The sequence below is a fragment of the Rummeliibacillus sp. G93 genome (genome assembly GCF_023515935.1).
GTDB lineage: Bacteria > Bacillota > Bacilli > Bacillales_A > Planococcaceae > Rummeliibacillus > Rummeliibacillus stabekisii.
Genome location: NZ_CP097314.1, coordinates 893,413 through 911,044 on the forward strand (window position 1 = coordinate 893,413; position 17,632 = coordinate 911,044).

A 17,632-nucleotide genomic window follows, 5' to 3' on the forward strand; every position below is an offset into this window, starting at 1 on the left:
ACAACGTTGTTTGGGTTTTTTTGCTAAACGAAGAGGTAATAAAATGAAAACATATTTCAAAAAATATGCGAAGTATTTTGACTATCCTTTATTCTTTACTTTTGTACTACTATGTTTGTTCGGTTTGGTCATGATTTATAGTTCCAGTATGTTTTGGGCTGTCAATACATTAGGACAAGCACCGGATTATTTCTATAAAAGACAATTAGTCAATCTTATACTCGCAATGGTTACATTTTTAATAGGATTTATTATTCCATACAAGCGCTATAAAGACCGCAGGATGATGCTATTTATAATCGGCGCCATGTTATTTTTATTAATCGCAGTCTTTTTTGTAGGGTATAGCCCTGGTAATTCTGGCGCAAAGAGTTGGCTGAATCTTGGTCTATTTAACTTACAGCCCTCCGAATTGGCTAAGCTAGGTATGATCCTTTACTTTGCAGCCTTTTTCACTAAAAAACGTGAGACAGGTAAAATAGATATAATTAATGAATCAATCGTGCCGCCTATTGGTGTGTTTATGGTTGTATTATTCTTTATTGCTCTGGAACCTGATATGGGGGCAATCGGCTTGTTAACGATCATTGTCCTTTCCGTAATGGCGGCAAGTGGCATGAAATTTAAGACATTCGGAAAAATTATCGGCACGCTAATAGGTGGTATGCTCGCTGTATTTTTACTTTTGTTTATTTTCAAAGATTCATTTTTTACAGAACGTAGAATGGGGCGTTTAAAAGCATATCTGGATCCTTTTAAGGACGCGGATGCCTTTGGATATCAAATGGTAAATGGATATTATGCTATTGGCTCAGGTGGAGTGAAGGGACTTGGTTTAGGCCAGTCTGTTCAAAAAATGGGCTACCTTCCAGAGCCGCAGACTGACTTTATCCTAGCGATTATTTCAGAGGAGTTGGGGACTTTCGGGATTGCAGTTGTTCTGTTTGGCTTAGGTTTTATTGTCTATCGATCAATGCGTATTGCCATCAAAGCAAAAGATCCATTAGCTCGAATGATCGCTGCTGGAGTCGGTAGTTGGATTGGCATTCAAACATTTGTCAATGTTGGTGGATTGAGCGGTATTATTCCACTAACAGGTGTTCCGCTTCCATTTATAAGTTATGGCGGTACCTCAGTAATTTTGTTATCTTTAGCTATGGGGATATTAGCAAATGTTTCTATGATGGTTAAAAGAGAACAATATAAAAATGAAAGATTAGAATAAACGTTTCTTCTCAGTTTTGGGATATTAATTTGATGTGTAAAGAATATGTAGCTATGAATCTCTCGAGTGATGATAAGCCTCAATTTATTTATTAGGAGGCTTGTCGGTCACTACAATGAGAAATTCTTGTATTTTATTTCTGTAAAACACATCAAATTTTTATTATATATTTCTGTTTTTTTTTAGACTAGCTATTATACTTTAAGGAGGATTTACTATGCCAATTAGTAAAATTTTAGTTGCTAATCGCGGTGAAATTGCCATTCGAGTTTTTAGAGCTTGCACAGAAATGAACATTAAAACAGTTGCTATTTATTCAAGAGAAGACAGCGGGTCTTTCCATCGTTATAAGGCTGACGAGGCTTATCTTGTAGGAAGCGGCAAGAAACCGATCGAGGCATATTTAGATATCGAGGGGATTTTAACGATTGCCAAGGAGTCGGGAGCAGATGCCATTCACCCAGGCTACGGTTTTTTATCTGAAAATTTAGACTTTGCGAAACGTTGTGAAGAAGAAGGCATTCTCTTTATTGGCCCTAAGTCCAAGCACTTAGATATGTTTGGAGATAAGGTCAAAGCACGTGAACAGGCTATTACTGCAGGAATACCAGTCATTCCTGGCTCTAACGGTCCGGTCGAAACCATTGAAGAGGTCAGGGCATTTGCAGATGAATATGGCTATCCTATTATGATTAAAGCGGCTCTTGGCGGCGGTGGACGAGGCATGCGCGTTGTACATAAAGCAGAAGAAGCACAAGAAGCTTATAATCGGGCGAAATCAGAAGCAAAGGCAGCTTTTGGTTCTGATGAAGTGTACGTTGAAAAATGTATACTACGACCAAAACATATTGAAGTACAAATATTAGGTGATGATCAGGGGAATATTGTTCACTTATACGAACGCGACTGTTCAATCCAACGACGTCATCAAAAAGTAGTAGAAATTGCTCCGTCTAATTCGATATCACAAAGCTTACGAGAAAGAATTTGCGAAGCGGCAGTCAAACTAATGAAAAATGTAGATTATGTTAATGCGGGTACGGTGGAATTTTTAGTGGCAGAAGATGCGTTTTATTTCATTGAGGTCAATCCACGTATTCAAGTTGAGCATACAATTACGGAAATGGTGACAGGAATTGATATTGTCCATGCACAAATTAACATTGCCAATGGCTATGATTTGCATGGTAGCGAGATTAATATACCAAATCAATCTAAAATACCGCTCTTTGGCTTTGCAATACAATCAAGGGTAACAACAGAGGATCCACAAAACAACTTTATGCCTGACACAGGCAAGTTAATGGTATATCGTTCAAGCGGTGGGTTCGGTGTAAGACTAGATGCAGGGAACGGCTTCCAAGGAGCTGTTATATCACCTCACTATGACTCTTTATTAGTAAAAGTATCAACTTGGGGAAATACATTTAAAGAAGCTGCAGCTAAAATGGATCGAAATCTACAAGAGTTTCGTATTCGTGGTATCAAAACAAATATCCCGTTTCTAGAAAATGTCGTTAAGCATCCTAATTTTATTAATGGAGCATTTGATACGAGCTTTATTGATACGACGCCGGAATTATTTTTATTCAAGCTTGCAAGAGACCGCGGTACTAAATTACTTAGCTACATCGGCAATGTGACGGTAAATGGGTTCCCAGGCATTGAGAAAAAATCAAAGCCTCTTTTTACAAAAGCACATAAGCCGCCAATTGACCGCAAAATTGTTATACCAGGCGGTACTAAGCAAATCTTAGATGAGAGAGGCGCTGACGGATTAGTAAAGTGGATTCGCGAGCAAGATGATCTGTTATTGACAGATACAACGATGAGAGACGCCCACCAATCGCTTCTTGCTACACGTGTGCGTTCATATGATATGTATGAAATTGCAGAAGAGACCTCCAGAATCATGGACAATTTTTTCTCACTGGAAATGTGGGGAGGGGCAACATTCGATGTAGCATACCGATTCTTAAAGGAAGATCCTTGGGAGCGATTAATCACACTACGTGAAAAAATACCAAACGTATTATTCCAAATGCTAATGCGAGGAGCCAATGCAGTAGGTTACAAAAACTATCCAGACAATTTAATTAAAGAATTTATTCAAAAGTCTGCACAAGCAGGTATTGACGTATTCCGTATTTTTGATAGCCTTAACTGGATCAAAGGAATGGAAGTGGCCATTGATGCAGCTAGAGATGCGGGAAAAGTTGCCGAAGCGGCCATTTGCTATACAGGAGACATCTTAGATGACTCAAGAGCAAAGTATACAGTACAGTACTATAAAGATATGGCGAAGGAATTGGAGGCCGCTGGTGCTCATATATTAGCGATAAAGGATATGGCCGGTCTTTTAAAACCAGAGGCAGCCTATCGACTAATTTCTGAATTGAAAGAATCAACGGAGTTGCCTATACATTTGCATACACATGATACAAGCGGGAATGGCATTTATTTATATGCCAAAGCAGCTGAAGCAGGTGTAGACATTATAGATACAGCTTTAGGGGCTATGGCTGGCTTAACATCACAACCAAGTGCAAACAGCTTGTATTATGCAATGAAAGGCAATAAACGGCATGTACGGGCTAATATCGAAGGCTTAGAAAGACTCTCAACCTATTGGGAAGATGTTAGAAAGTATTATAAGGATTTTGAGAGTGGCATGATTAGTCCTCATTCTGAAATTTATGTGCATGAAATGCCAGGAGGCCAGTACAGCAATCTCCAACAACAAGCAAAGGGAGTAGGCCTTGGCGATCGTTTTGAAGAAGTGAAAAAGATGTATGCACGCGTGAACTTATTGTTTGGGGATATTGTTAAAGTCACCCCATCTTCTAAAGTGGTAGGAGATATGGCATTATTCATGGTGCAAAATGGCTTAGATGAAAAATCAGTTATAGAAAGAGGCCATGCGATCGATTTCCCGGATTCAGTCATTGAATTTTTTGAGGGCTATATTGGCCAACCTTATGGTGGTTTTCCGAAAGAGCTGCAAAAAGCTGTGTTAAAGGATCGAGTACCCATTACTGATAGACCTGGAAAATTGCTTGCTCCAATTGATTTCACACAAATACGAGATAATCTCTTTAACAAATATAATCGCCCTATAAACAGTCATGAAGTATTAGCTTCCGCATTGTATCCGAAAGTATTTGAAGAATATATGGAAACTGTTTCGAAGTTTGGCAATGTATCTGTATTAGATACATTAACATTCTTATACGGCATGAAATTAGGCGAAGAAATAGAAGTGGAAATAGAAAAAGGAAAAACTCTTATTGTTAAATTGGTCTCAATTGGAGAGCCGCAGCATGACGGAACGCGTGTGCTTTATTTTGAGTTAAATGGACAATCCCGTGAAATTGTGATTCAAGATATGACAGTCGAAGTAGCTGGAGAGCGTAAGCCAAAAGCCAACCCATCTAACGCCAACCAAATTGGCGCAACTATGCCTGGTACTGTCTTGAAGGTAGTTGTTTCGCCAGGAAGTGAAGTAAAACGGGGCGAGCATATTTTAATTACTGAGGCGATGAAAATGGAAACTACTGTTCAGGCGCCAAAAGATGGCGTGATTAAAGAAGTACACGTTAAAGAAGGCGATGCCATCTCAACCGGAGACTTGCTTATTGAAATTGAGTCTTAAGCAGAGATGTTAGCTTTCTAATCAATTGCTTTAAGGTCAAACTGAGAAGAAAGAAGAAGAGGCTATCCTGTTAAGTTTAACAGAACGCCTCTTCTTTTCATTTTGTGTTTAATGCTTTTGCAATAACAAAATATTATTTTTTAGCCTGGTGGCTGCTTCTAGATATCAGCATTATCATGTAGCATAGTAAGCCGAATAATAAAGAAATAAATAACGTATGTAAAAGCGCAACAACGATATTTAGCCTAGTTAATACAACGCCCATGCCGGCAATGACTTGGCAACAGACAATTATAAGTGCGATAATCCAACTCCAATAAAGCACCGGCTGTTTTTTATAATGCTTGATAACATGTATAGCGATAATAAGAACCCAAATAAAAATTAAGCCTGCTGCTAAACGGTGGCCCATTTGCACCCATTCATAAAAGTTACCTGGTAGAACCATTTGATCATTACGACATAATGGCCAATCAGGACAGATTAAACTAGAATTTGTATGGCGAACAAGGGCTCCAGTATATACAACAAGATAGGAATAAATAGTAACGCCGATCGTGTTCCATTTTAATACGCCCCCAATGTGAACGTTGTTCGCATTAAATTTCTGGTCTACTTCAAAAATAATTAATGTGAGTAAGAAAACAGCTGCAAAAGAAATGAGAGAAATACCAAAATGCAGAGCTAAAATAAAATCTCCTTGTCCCCAAAGCACTTGGGCTGCACCAATTAATGCTTGCGCGATCAAAAAGAAGAGCGCAAGAAAAGAAAGGAATTTAACTTCCCTAACATGTCCAAGTTTTCGCCAAGACCAAAAAGATAATATAAAGATTAAGATAGATACCGAACCTGTCACAACACGATGAGAAAATTCAATTAAAATTTCTGGAGTAATATGTGTTGGTATTAAGGAACCGTTGCAATCAGGCCAGTTTCTGCCGCAACCCATTCCACTGTCAGTTTTGGTGACCAAAGCTCCACCCAGTAATATGAGCGCCATTCCAATTGTTGCAGCAACAGCAAACCACTTCATGTATTTACTTTGTTGCATATTTTGACACCTACTTTATCTATAGTAATCACGTAACGTGTGATACTTTCAATCTCGATAATATCGAAAATATTACCAAAAAACAACTTGTAAAAAAAATTGGTAATCTATCGGTCTATTTATTTCACAAAATGTTCATAAATTCGTTTCACATCCTTCACATTATTAGTGGTTAAAATGATTTACTATAGATATGTTGTGTTATGGTTACCAATTATTCCAGCGCGTCGACACGAAATTTTGCTTTTCGTCTAGAAATAATCGCATTTTTTGGTTATAGTATGTTTAACGGAATGTGCTTATCAAATTGAATTGAAGGGTAAAATGTCTATTAGGCGAACTATGTCTAAACAGGCATTTAAACTTATTTTCTTTTTGGAGCGAAGTTTTGTTATTTAGGCATAGAATGCTGCCGGCGTGTGGAGACTAGCAGGATTATAACTGTCGTTTTATATTCAATGTGGTCTAAAGCGAAAGCGTGGGAGCAAATTACAGCTGATATTTCAAGGATGTACTGAAATTTTGGCTTGACTGCCGTTGGATGATTATGAAGTAGTAGATATTTTTTGTAGATGTATATTTGCATCCTTTTAGCTTGGTAACCTCCTTCTTTACTTTGTGATTGCAAAGATGAATGATTGATTTTACCAGTGTAGGCATAGCTCTTATATCCGTTTCCGTTTTACCGTCCAAACTAGTTTGATTTTATTTAATACTACGATTAAGTTGGTTTGTACTTGCATTGAAGTTTTTTAGGCTGAGAAACGATTTCTCTTGGGCGAATAAAGAGTTTATTTACTCATTAGACTGTATGGCAGTGGCAAAAGTTCCATTGAATATATTCAAAGCCTTTATAACTACGGAGTTCTTTCTTTTTAAAGAATTCATATAAAACAACCACAGTCCTGGTTACACATGAAATACAACAAAGAAAGAGGGGTTTAATTAAGCTATGATGAAAGGGCTTAAAAAGTGGCGTCTATTTGCATTGCTAACAGCACTTATTGTTTTCCTTTCGGGTTGTGGCAAAAACTATTTATCAACTTTAACACCCGCTGGTGAAGTTGGTAGAGAACAACACAACTTACTGCTTTTAGCAACGGCTATCATGACGCTTGTTATTTTGGTAGTAGTAGTAATCTATGTACTTGCAATCATCAAATTCCGACGCAAAAAAGTTGGAGAAAATGTTATTCCTAAGCAAGTAGAAGGCAGTACTACTTTAGAAGTGCTTTGGACAGTAATTCCAATCATTTTACTTCTAATCTTAGCTGTTCCAACAGTTGCACTTACTTACAAATTTGCTGATACGAAAGCTATGGATGCAAAAGACGCTGATGGTAAAGCAAAAGCTGTAACTGTAAATGTTACTGCAAAATTATATTGGTGGCAATTTGAGTATCCAAACGAAGGAATCGTTACTTCACAAGAATTAGTTGTTCCTACAGGTGAAAAAGTTTACTTTAACCTTAAATCAGGAGACGTAAAACATTCATTCTGGATCCCGACTATCGGTGGTAAAATGGATACAAACGTTGAAAACATCAACAAATTTTACTTAGAATTTGACAAAGAATCAAAAGATCTTGAAACAGGAGTCTTCTACGGTAAATGTGCTGAGCTTTGCGGTCCTTCCCATGCATTAATGGACTTTAAAGTAAAAACATTGAGCAAAGCAGACTTTAATAACTGGGTTTCTGAAATGAAAGCATCTAAAAACCATGTAGCTTCAGGAGACTTGGAAAAACAAGGTGAAGATATCTTTAAAACAAGCTGTATTACTTGCCATGCTGTATCTGGCGATGGTAAAGGTACAGGGATTGCACCTAACTTAGCAACATTTGGTGACCGTAACCGCGTTGCAGGTGTGCTTGACCATAATAAAAAAGAAATTAAAAAGTGGATTAACGATCCACAATCTGTAAAACCGGGCAATACAATGCCTCAACCTGAAAAAATTAATAATGGCAAGAAATTCTCAGATCAAGAGCTAGATGCATTGGCTGCATATTTAATGGGCTTATCTGTAGAAAAATAATACTTAATGTAAAAATTTAATTGAATTATTTTGAAGGAGGTTAAGGTTGTGAGCTCAACTGCAAAGAAAAAGGGCTTTGGCGCAACTATATGGGACTATTTAACAACAGTCGACCATAAAAAAATCGCCATTCTTTACCTACTTGCCGGTACACTTTTCTTCGTCATCGGCGGTATCGAAGCAATGCTCATTCGTATCCAACTTGCAAAACCAGATAATGATTTTGTAAGTGCGGGTCTCTTTAATGAAATTATAACAATGCACGGGACAACAATGATTTTCCTTGCTGCCATGCCGTTGTTATTTGCATTCATGAACGCTGTTGTACCACTACAAATTGGTGCACGAGACGTAGCGTTTCCATTCCTAAACTCACTAGGCTTCTGGTTATTTTTCTGGGGTGGTATTTTCTTAAATCTTTCTTGGTTCTTAGGCGGAGCTCCTGATGCTGGTTGGACTTCATACGCATCATTATCACTAGCATCTGCTGGTCATGGTATTGACTTCTATGCAGTCGGTTTGCAAATCGCCGGTGCTGGTACGTTAATATCAGGGATCAACTTTATCGTAACAATTGTAAATATGCGCGCACCAGGTATGACATTTATGCGTATGCCTTTAATGACATGGACAACATTCATTGCCAGCGCATTAATCTTATTCGCATTCCCACCATTAACAATTGGTCTATTCTTCTTGATTTTCGACCGTATGTTTGGTTCGAATTTCTTTGACCATACAATGGGTGGTAATACAATTATTTGGGAACATTTATTCTGGATCTTTGGACACCCTGAAGTATATATCTTAGTACTTCCTGCGTTTGGTATTTATTCAGAGATTATTCCTGTATTCGCACGTAAACGCCTATTTGGTTATTCATCAATGGTATTTGCAACAATTTTAATCGGTTTCCTAGGCTTTATGGTTTGGGCTCACCACATGTTCACTGTAGGTCTTGGTGCTACTGCTAATGCTATCTTTGCTATTGCGACTATGGCTATCGCAGTACCAACTGGTATGAAAGTGTTCAACTGGCTATGTACAATGTGGGGCGGTTCTATCAAAGTTACCACGCCTATGCTTTATGCACTTGGTTTCATTCCATCGTTTGTTGCTGGTGGTGTGACTGGGGTAATGCAAGCTGCAGCTCCTGTCGATTACCAATTGCATGATTCTTACTTTATCGTAGCTCACTTCCACTATGTAATCGTTGGTGGGATTGTCCTAGCATTATTGGCTGCTACTCATTTCTACTGGCCGATTATGTTTAATAGAATGTTAAATGAAACATTAGGAAAGATTACGTTTGTGTTCTTCTTTATTGGTTTCCATCTAACATTCTTCATCCAACATTTCTTAGGTTTAATGGGTATGCCTCGTCGTGTATTCACATACCTTCCAAATCAAGGATTAGATACATTTAACTTAATTTCAACTGTCGGTGCATTCTTCATGGCAATTGGGGTTATCCTATTAGTTATAAATGTAATTATTACATCAATTAAAGGGCAACCTTGTGGACGCGACCCTTGGGGCGACGGACGTACGCTTGAATGGGCTATCCCACAACCAATACCTTTTTATAACTTTAAACAAACACCACTTGTACGTGGGCTAGATACTTTCTGGATTGAAAAAATGGAAGGAAACAAAGAAGGTATGTCATATGCTGAACCAATTTCAGATATCCATATGCCAAACAATTCTTTCATTCCATTCGTAATGGTAATCGGTCTATTCGTAGCTGGTTTCGGTGCTCTTTATAATCAAGATGCAGATAAACCTTGGTCACTTGTAGCGTTGATTGTTGGATTAGCTATCACATTAGGTGCTATGATTGTACGTTCTCTTAAAGATGATCTTGGATATCATATTCACAAAGAAGATTTATTGAATGACAAAGGGGGTAATGAATAATGAATTTAAAATCTAAATTCACCCCACAATCTTGGCCTGAACATCCAGAACTTTCTACTGCAGAAGGTAAAAATAAGGTAGTGGGCTTCTGGATCTTCCTTGGTGGAGAAACAGTGTTATTTGCTACTTTGTTTGCAACATTCTTGGCACTTAAAAACAAAGGGCCAAGTGGAATGGAATTCACTACTCAAAATTTATTTGAATTACCTCTTGCATTTATCATGACGATGTTGCTTTTAACATCTTCATTAACAAGTGTTTATGCAATGTACCATATGAAGAACTACAATTTTAAAGGTATGCAAGCTTGGTTGGCGATCACTGTATTGCTTGGCCTTGGCTTCTTAGGCTTAGAAATTTACGAGTTCACTCACTATGTGCATGAAGGATTTACTTTCTCACAAAGTGCATTTGGATCTTCTTTCTATACATTAGTTGGAACTCATGGATTGCACGTTGTGATTGGTTTAGCTTGGATTGTATTGTTAATGGTTCGAAATGCAGGACGTGGTTTAAACCTTTACAATGCACCTAAGTATTTTATTGCTTCATTGTATTGGCACTTTATTGATGTTGTTTGGGTATTCATCTTCACAGTAGTTTACTTGATGGGAGTGATTAAATAATGTCACATGATGTCCATGTAGAAGCACGAAGCGAGGAAGAGTATAAATATAATCGTCGCAAAGCTAGCCAAGCGATGCGTAACCAAGTTACTGTTTTTGCGATTATGATATTCTTGACATTTGTCGCTTTCGCCACTGTTCAAGCTGGATTCTCAGCATTCCTAGTAGTCCCTTTGATCTTATTGTTTGCAGGAGTTCAAGTTGCACTTCAACTGTATTACTTTATGCACTTAAGCGAAAAGGGAACAGGCATTATGCAGTTCTTCATGTATTCTGGCATGATCGTTGCATTTACAATGATTCTAGCTTTTGTAACAATTATTTGGTGGTAATTAAGAAAGAACCAAGCTCTTTAGCTTGGTTCTTTTTTTGCACTAAAGTAAAATAAGATACAGTACGCTTAGTGGAAATGTCATGAATCGTTCATTGTAGTTTCATCTGAACGACTATATAATGTAGGTAGTGAATAAAAAGGAGCGAAGATTAATGCCTCTAAGTATTTTCGGTTTCCGAGCAATGTGGAGTCCGGGCCTAATAATTGTATTAGTATTCCTAACCATTCTTTACTTTTTGATAACAATGAAGTGGAGGAAGGATTTTAAAAATAGTCTACCTTTAAAAAAGGGTGAAGCTATATCATTCCTTATTGCCATGTTATTAGTCTATACCGTCATTGGCTCTCCAATAGATTTAATGTCGCACATTATGTTTACTATGCATATGGTGCAAATGGCTTTATTGCTGCTTTTAATCCCTATATTTATTATCATGGGTATTCCAAATTGGTTATGGAAAACGGTAATCAATTTACCTTATATTAAACCAATATTTCACTTCATGACTAAACCAATTTTTGCTATTATCTTTTTTGTATTAATGTTTTCCGTGTATCATTTACCGATTCTCTTCGACTATATTAAGCTACATGAAACATTACATTCGCTTTATACATTTATTCTTTTCCTCTCTGCTTTGTTTATGTATTGGCCTTTGCTTAATACGGTGGAGGATGAGCCTAAAATGAAGAATTTGAATAAGTTGTTTTATATTATTGCAAATGCCGTTTTAATAACACCAGCATGCGCATTGATTATTTTTTCTAACACGCCTTTCTATGCAACATATACAGATGGTGCTATGTGGATGAAAGCGATGGCGCTTTGTGTCCCGGCCTCTACTTTACAAGGTCTAACATTGTCTGGTCCTGAATTGTTTACAAGCATGTCATCCCTAGAAGATCAACAATTAGGCGGGGTACTTATGAAAATAATTCAAGAAATTATTTTCGCAGTAGTGTTAGGTCGCGTATTTATTACTTGGTATAGAGATGAGCAAGAAAATGCGGACCAAATTACACAAGATGCATTAAAAGAAAGACAACGACTTTATGGAAATCAATTTTAAACTAAATAATATTATTTGTGAGGAGAAGAAGTATGAGTTTGCCTCTGTTACCGACAATTAGTACCTCTTTTATTGTATTAAGTGCAATACTTATTGCGATCGGTTGGGTTTTAATAAAACAAAGAAAAATTGAAGCGCACAAAAAAACTATGATTGCTGCTGCCATTTCTGCATTATTGTTCTTCCTGATATATGTATCAAGAACAGTGTTTATTGGAAATACAGCTTTTGGTGGACCGGAGCATTTAAAAATTTATTATACAATATTCCTTGTTTTCCACATTACATTAGCAACTGTGGGAGCAGTGTTTGGGATTATTACGCTAATTGCTGGGTTTACGAATAAATTAGAGCGTCATCGAAAAATCGCTCCAATAACTAGTATTATTTGGTTTTTCGTAGCAATTACTGGCGTCGCTGTATACCTACTGCTCTATGTTTTCTTTAGTGGGGGTCCTACAACTTCTGTTATTAAAGCTATATTAAATAATCACTAAACCTATGGACAAACTATAAGCAAGAACAAAAAGGCTACTTTCTGCGAAGAAGTTAGCCTTTTTGTTTTTCATTAATAAATATCCAGCTTTGCCTGAATTGTTTCACTACAACAATCAGAATGGCAAAAATGGGTCCGATAAAGAAACCGATAACACCGAAAATCTCAAAACCAACATACATACAAATCAGCGTTGTAAGCGGAGGAAGCCCTAGATGACTACTTGTTACTTTTGTTTCGAGTATCTGTCTTAGCGCAATGATGACAATCGTTAATATAAGCAGAATAGTGCCAGTCAAGGTATCACCGTTTAACAGATTAAAACCAGCCCATGGCAGGAGTACCATCATACCACCTAAAAGAGGCAACAAATCGACAAACCATATTAGGAGTGCCATGAACAATGCGTATTTAGGTATAATGAATAGTAAAACACAGAGAGTGACAAAGAAAATGGCAGAACTTACAATCAATTGCGCTTTCACAAAATCAAAAGCCCCTTTTTTAAAATGTTGATAGAAGAGGGCAATAAAGGTGCTATGTTCAAGACGAGTCCACTTTCGAAATGAAGCGATGATTTGGGGATATTCAAGCATTAGATAGTAAAGAGCTAAAAAATAAATAAATAGCTTGAAGATTTGAGAGGGGATATGCTGAAATAGACTGAGCATACGATCTGCCTCAACATAGTTAGTTGCCAATTCTTGTAAGCTAATTAACATGTCTCCAATCCAAGATTGAATGGATAAGATAATAGGGCGTGGCAGATCATGGGTCATCGTTGAGATTTTAGATTGTAGCATTATCCAATTCTCATTTAGCGTAGCTATTAAATGGGGCACCCATATGGAGAGTTCATTGATTTTTATGAGAATAACCGTGTAGAGCAAATAACAGCAAATAAGGATACATATACTGAAAATAATAAAAAAGATAAATACGATAAAGCGTCTGCTTTTCCTCCAATTTTTTTCAACTTTCTTTACAAGGGGATTTAGTAATAGTGCCGTTAAAAAAGCTAAGAGGATGGGGCGTGCGTATAAAAAGGAGAAAACTGCGACTATAACAATGAGAATTAAAGGCCAGTACTTTATAAAAAATTGTTGAATCGGTTGTATCATCTTATCATCACCCATAACTATTTGACATAGTGTGTGAAGTTTTCTCCAAATTATGCAAATAGAATCTACAGCCGCTCGATAGGACAAATAAAATAGACATATCAACTAGTGATATGTCTATAAAAGTATGAAAATATTAAAATTGCTCTAATTCATTTGCTAATGCTGCTAATTCTTGTTGACAAGTTTTCACAACTTGTGCAGGATAAATTTCATTGTCTCCATATTCTACGCCATGTGGGAAATAGTGCTTGCCTAGAACTGGTTTAGAAAGTGTGATAATAGAATCGTTAGATCCATTGTCACCTTCTTTTGAAATCCCAAACACGCGTAGATAATAAGTGCCTTCAGTGACTACGAATTTACGATCCCATGTGATACGTTCATAGTCCCAGCCTGTAGCACGGATTAATCCGTGTTTCTCCATTAAATCATCAAGTAAAGTAATATGTGCGCTTTTGTTTTCAAGTCCCGTATTTTCAAAATACATTGCAAAATCCTCCTTCGACTCTTTCGTACAATATAGGTTCCATTTTATAATAGAGCAAAATAACGTTTGTTGCAATGGCAACATTGTTAATCAGCCGAAGGTATAGGTATAATAAGTATAACAACAAATTGGAGAGGTTAACTTGAAAGTATTATGGAGAGTTTTAATTATATTAGCAGTACTACTAATTGTATTTTTTTACTTAAATCAACCAGTCAAAGAAAATGAGCCTTTAAAAGCACCAAATTCGAATGGAAAGGTAATTCCGCAAAATAAAGCACCCAGCAATCTTAATCAAAATACGGTTGAACGGCCAACCAGTGGTTTATCCACATTAGTCGGCCAATCAACCAAAGAGTTACAGAAGACACTAGGAGAACCAACACGCAAGAGTCCTTCTGGTTACGATTTTGATTGGTGGGTGTATCCGCTATCCGATGCGAATTATGTTTTAGCTGGCGTAGAGCATGGAAAAGTGAAGCAACTATATATTGCCGGTAAGGAAGCTGAGGCCCTGCCTTTTAAAATAGGCCAGGGAATTGATGAACTTTATCGCAATACAATCACAGATTCAGAAGTGACGGTAAAGATTAATGATAATATCTATACATTTGTATTAAACGAAGAGGATTTACAAACGCGCATTTTAGTCATGTATGAAGGTTTATATGTCCAATTATACTTCGACAAAATAGATAAATCGTTAGAGGCTGTTCGTTTTATTGATGGAGAAACATTAGTTAAACAACACCCATACGACATGACTTATATGGGAGATATGATAACACCTTCTGTTCCTTCCTCGTTTAAACAACAGGAAATAGATCGAGAAAATCAACTACAATTGTTTGAGTTGACGAATGTATATAGAACTCAAAAAGGTTTAGAGACATTATCATCGAAAGATGATTTAAACCAACTTGCAATGGAGCATAGCGAAAAGCTTGCTAAAAATAAAATTTCGCAAGAAGAACAAAAAAATGATGCGTTTAAAGATCGCTTGAAAAATGCCGACATTCAATTTGAATCTGCGGGCGAGAATGTGACAGAGGATTATTTAGATGCACCAGAAGCTGTCAATGGATTGCTAAATTCCGAAAAGCATCGTGATACATTATTAAATGAACAATTTAATGAGATAGGCACGGGTGTCTTTGATAAACATTTTACACAGGTATTTATTGAAAGGGTTCAGTAAACCAACTTACTGCATCTTTCAAACATTTGGATAAACTATTGTTCCACGTTCATTTGAAAATACGTTTCGTATATGCAGCGTGAGTTGGTGTTTTCTAGCCAATTCCGCTGCTTTTATTTGGACGATGGGATGTGTATTATTTAATAGCTTTAAAAATTCACTATAAGAAAGAGACTCAATCAGTTTTACATCTTTCTCTATGTGTGGATCTCCAGTCATAACCCCGGGTACATCCTTATAATATTCAACGATTGAGCTTGGCAAATGTGCTCCCAGAACAGCAGCTGTTAGATCACTACCTCCTCTGCCAAGTGTCGCAATTTCTCCTTGAAGGGTAGTTCCTTGAAAGCCGGGAACTACAATACAATCAAAATCTTTTAAGTCATATAAAAGATTTTCGCAGTTTATATCTATAATTTCAGCATCTCCAAAGTGCTCTGTTGTAGTAATGCCAAGTTTCGGCCCGTAAACTAGTAAATTGTCAATTCCGAATTCCTTTAATTCTGAGGAAAGGACGGCAGCAGCCATTAACTCCCCGCACGCCGCAACTAGATCCTTTGCCTTTGCAGTTTCTTGCAATGCCTCGGTAATATTCAGCAGCGTATCGGTAGCATAAGGGTCTCCTTTTCTGCCAATTGCCGATACAATTACTACTGTTTTTCCATGTTCTTGTATCGCCCTATTAATATGGTGGAGGCAATGCACACGCGATTCTTTCGATTGCATAGCAATTCCGCCAAATTTTTGAATAATCATTTTGTAACTCCTATCTCCTCGTGACATATTCAACATGTTTTTCATACGATAAAAGTAGTAGTGGGTGGTTATAGTAATGTATTCATTTCTTACTAAAAGGTGCAGGGGGAACATAGTTGATCTTGGCAGAGCTATTAAAAGAATGGCCTTGTGAATTGGAATGTGGATCCATTCGGACTGAGGTAAAAGGCATTACAGATCGAGCAAGTGATGTATTGCCAGGCGATGTGTTCGTTGCCCGTAAAGGGAAGAAGTATGATGGATGGGATTATATAGACCTTGCGATACAAAATGGGGCAGCAGCTATTATTCATAACAGATATGAGAGCAGTGTGGAATTTCCTTTACCCGTTATATGGGTCCCTAACTGTTCCACGTTTTTGTCCTATGCTAGCAAGAAGCTATACGGCCCATATGATGAAGAGCTGACAATTATTGCGGTTACCGGTACAAATGGAAAAACCACAGTGACCCATTTTATTGGCCAGCTGTTACAATCACTTGGCAATAAAGTGGCTGTTGTAGGAACTGTCGGTCTATTTATAAATGGAAAAAAGCAAACTGTTAGCCTTGAACCTTTAACTACTCCATTGGCAACAGAACTATATAGAATATTTGCTTATTGTGTAAGTCAAGGCGTGACCCATTTAGTTATGGAAGCTTCGTCTTTAGCTTTGTCGGAGCATAGATTAGATGACTGTAAAATCGATATCGGTGTGTATCTCAACGTAAGTCGCGACCATTATGAAGAACATGGTGGCGAAAAGTATTATTTAGCAGCTAAAAAGAGATTGTGCTTATTCTCGGAGCAAATTGTGGTGAATATAGATGATGAGTTTTGCAATCAATTGCGAATGGAGCATCCTGTTGTTAAAAGTTTTGGCAAGGGAATTTTAGCTGACTGTAGCATCATACATGAAGAAACCACCAGTAAAGGAATGCGGTTATTAATACAGGACTACGATATCCCCGTAGATATTAACTTGCCGTTTAAAGGAGAATATTTACAATATAATGTTCTAGCAGCTGTTGCAACCATTTCGGAGTTGGGTTTTTCCTTACAAGAAATTGCGCCGCATACCGAACGACTGACATTGCCAAAAGGTAGGATGCAAGAATTAAATAATGACTTGGGGTATAGGATTTTTATTGATTACGCCCATACACCTAGCGCACTGAATGCGTTATTAGGCGCATTGCGAACACAGACTTCCGAAAGGTTAATTGTTGTATTTGGTTGCGGTGGTGACAGAGATAAAGGGAAAAGAGCAGAAATGGGAGCTGTTGCTGATCAATATGCTGATTTTATCATTCTAACTGATGACAATCCTCGTACTGAATCGTCTAGCATTATATTAAACAGTATTGCGCAAGGGATTGAGACGACAGACTATAGCATTCAACCAAATCGAAAGAAAGCTATACAACAAGCGCTAGCCATGTCAGGAAAGGGAGATCTAGTGATTATAGCAGGGAAGGGACATGAGGAAGGCCAAATAATAGGTTCTGATATACTACCTTTCTCTGATGAGCATGTAGTTAATGAATATCTGGAAAAGACTAAAAGTGCCAATGAATAACCTCCTGTTTACATGATAGAGAAGCTCTCCCTATACACTAAATAGAAGACCAGATGAACCACCTATACTAAATTC

General features: G+C 37.4%; 14 protein-coding genes. 10 read left to right on the forward strand and 4 right to left on the reverse strand.

The genetic code is table 11. The features are described 5' to 3' along the window. The first annotated feature begins 43 nt into the window (after nt 1-43). Nucleotides 44-1,225, forward strand: a complete 1,182-nt coding sequence (locus tag M2M59_RS04430) for an FtsW/RodA/SpoVE family cell cycle protein (protein WP_147194325.1) — start codon at nt 44-46, stop codon at nt 1,223-1,225. A gap of 217 nt (nt 1,226-1,442) precedes the next feature. Then, on the forward strand, nt 1,443-4,877 hold the full coding sequence (gene pyc, locus M2M59_RS04435; RefSeq protein WP_249775632.1) for a pyruvate carboxylase: 3,435 nt from the start codon (nt 1,443-1,445) through the stop codon (nt 4,875-4,877). A 133-nt stretch (nt 4,878-5,010) separates the two neighbouring features. Here pyc and M2M59_RS04440 read toward each other — a convergent pair whose 3' ends face one another. Beyond that, nucleotides 5,011-5,928, reverse strand: coding sequence for a COX15/CtaA family protein (locus M2M59_RS04440; RefSeq protein WP_147194319.1), 918 nt, complete (start codon nt 5,926-5,928; stop codon nt 5,011-5,013). Nucleotides 5,929-6,880: 952 nt separating this feature from the next. On the opposite strand from M2M59_RS04440, the gene coxB reads away from it, so the two are divergent. From coxB to M2M59_RS04470, 6 genes are all read left to right on the forward strand, one after another. Next, nucleotides 6,881-7,966: a cytochrome c oxidase subunit II gene (gene coxB, locus M2M59_RS04445; RefSeq protein WP_147194315.1), complete on the forward strand. Its 1,086-nt coding sequence runs from the start codon at nt 6,881-6,883 to the stop codon at nt 7,964-7,966. Nucleotides 7,967-8,014: 48 nt separating this feature from the next. Continuing rightward, nucleotides 8,015-9,886 (forward strand): cytochrome c oxidase subunit I, encoded by a 1,872-nt coding sequence (gene ctaD, locus M2M59_RS04450; protein WP_147194312.1) that lies wholly within the window; start codon nt 8,015-8,017, stop codon nt 9,884-9,886. Continuing rightward, a complete protein-coding gene (locus M2M59_RS04455) occupies nt 9,886-10,512 on the forward strand; it encodes a cytochrome (ubi)quinol oxidase subunit III (RefSeq protein WP_066785116.1) in 627 nt (208 codons plus the stop codon). Before ctaD ends, M2M59_RS04455 begins: the two co-directional genes overlap by 1 nt. Continuing rightward, on the forward strand, nt 10,512-10,844 hold the full coding sequence (locus M2M59_RS04460) for a cytochrome C oxidase subunit IV family protein (RefSeq protein ID WP_066785118.1): 333 nt from the start codon (nt 10,512-10,514) through the stop codon (nt 10,842-10,844). Before M2M59_RS04455 ends, M2M59_RS04460 begins: the two co-directional genes overlap by 1 nt. 154 nt (nt 10,845-10,998) lie before the next feature. Next, nucleotides 10,999-11,916: a cytochrome c oxidase assembly factor CtaG gene (gene ctaG, locus M2M59_RS04465; RefSeq protein ID WP_066785120.1), complete on the forward strand. Its 918-nt coding sequence runs from the start codon at nt 10,999-11,001 to the stop codon at nt 11,914-11,916. Between the two features lie 32 nt (nt 11,917-11,948). After that, nucleotides 11,949-12,413 carry a DUF420 domain-containing protein gene (locus M2M59_RS04470; RefSeq protein ID WP_147194309.1) on the forward strand — a complete coding sequence of 155 codons (465 nt, stop codon included), beginning with the start codon at nt 11,949-11,951 and terminating at the stop codon, nt 12,411-12,413. 52 nt (nt 12,414-12,465) lie between these two features. On the opposite strand, the gene ytvI is transcribed toward M2M59_RS04470, so the two are convergent. Further along, complete coding sequence (ytvI, locus tag M2M59_RS04475; RefSeq protein ID WP_371923806.1) at nt 12,466-13,548, reverse strand: sporulation integral membrane protein YtvI; 1,083 nt, start codon at nt 13,546-13,548, stop codon at nt 12,466-12,468. Between the two features lie 121 nt (nt 13,549-13,669). Beyond that, on the reverse strand, nt 13,670-14,023 hold the full coding sequence (locus M2M59_RS04480) for a YugN family protein (RefSeq protein WP_066785125.1): 354 nt from the start codon (nt 14,021-14,023) through the stop codon (nt 13,670-13,672). Between the two features lie 142 nt (nt 14,024-14,165). Between M2M59_RS04480 and M2M59_RS04485 the strand changes: the two genes are divergently transcribed. Next, the gene (locus tag M2M59_RS04485) at nt 14,166-15,221 is read left to right on the forward strand and encodes a CAP domain-containing protein (RefSeq protein ID WP_249775634.1); all 1,056 of its coding nucleotides are present in this window, start codon (nt 14,166-14,168) and stop codon (nt 15,219-15,221) included. A gap of 18 nt (nt 15,222-15,239) precedes the next feature. On the opposite strand, the gene M2M59_RS04490 is transcribed toward M2M59_RS04485, so the two are convergent. After that, nucleotides 15,240-15,977 carry an amino acid kinase family protein gene (locus M2M59_RS04490; RefSeq protein WP_147194300.1) on the reverse strand — a complete coding sequence of 246 codons (738 nt, stop codon included), beginning with the start codon at nt 15,975-15,977 and terminating at the stop codon, nt 15,240-15,242. 122 nt (nt 15,978-16,099) lie between these two features. Between M2M59_RS04490 and M2M59_RS04495 the strand changes: the two genes are divergently transcribed. Next, a complete protein-coding gene (locus M2M59_RS04495; protein WP_249775635.1) occupies nt 16,100-17,557 on the forward strand; it encodes a UDP-N-acetylmuramoyl-L-alanyl-D-glutamate--2,6-diaminopimelate ligase in 1,458 nt (485 codons plus the stop codon). The last annotated feature ends 75 nt before the right edge of the window (nt 17,558-17,632 follow it).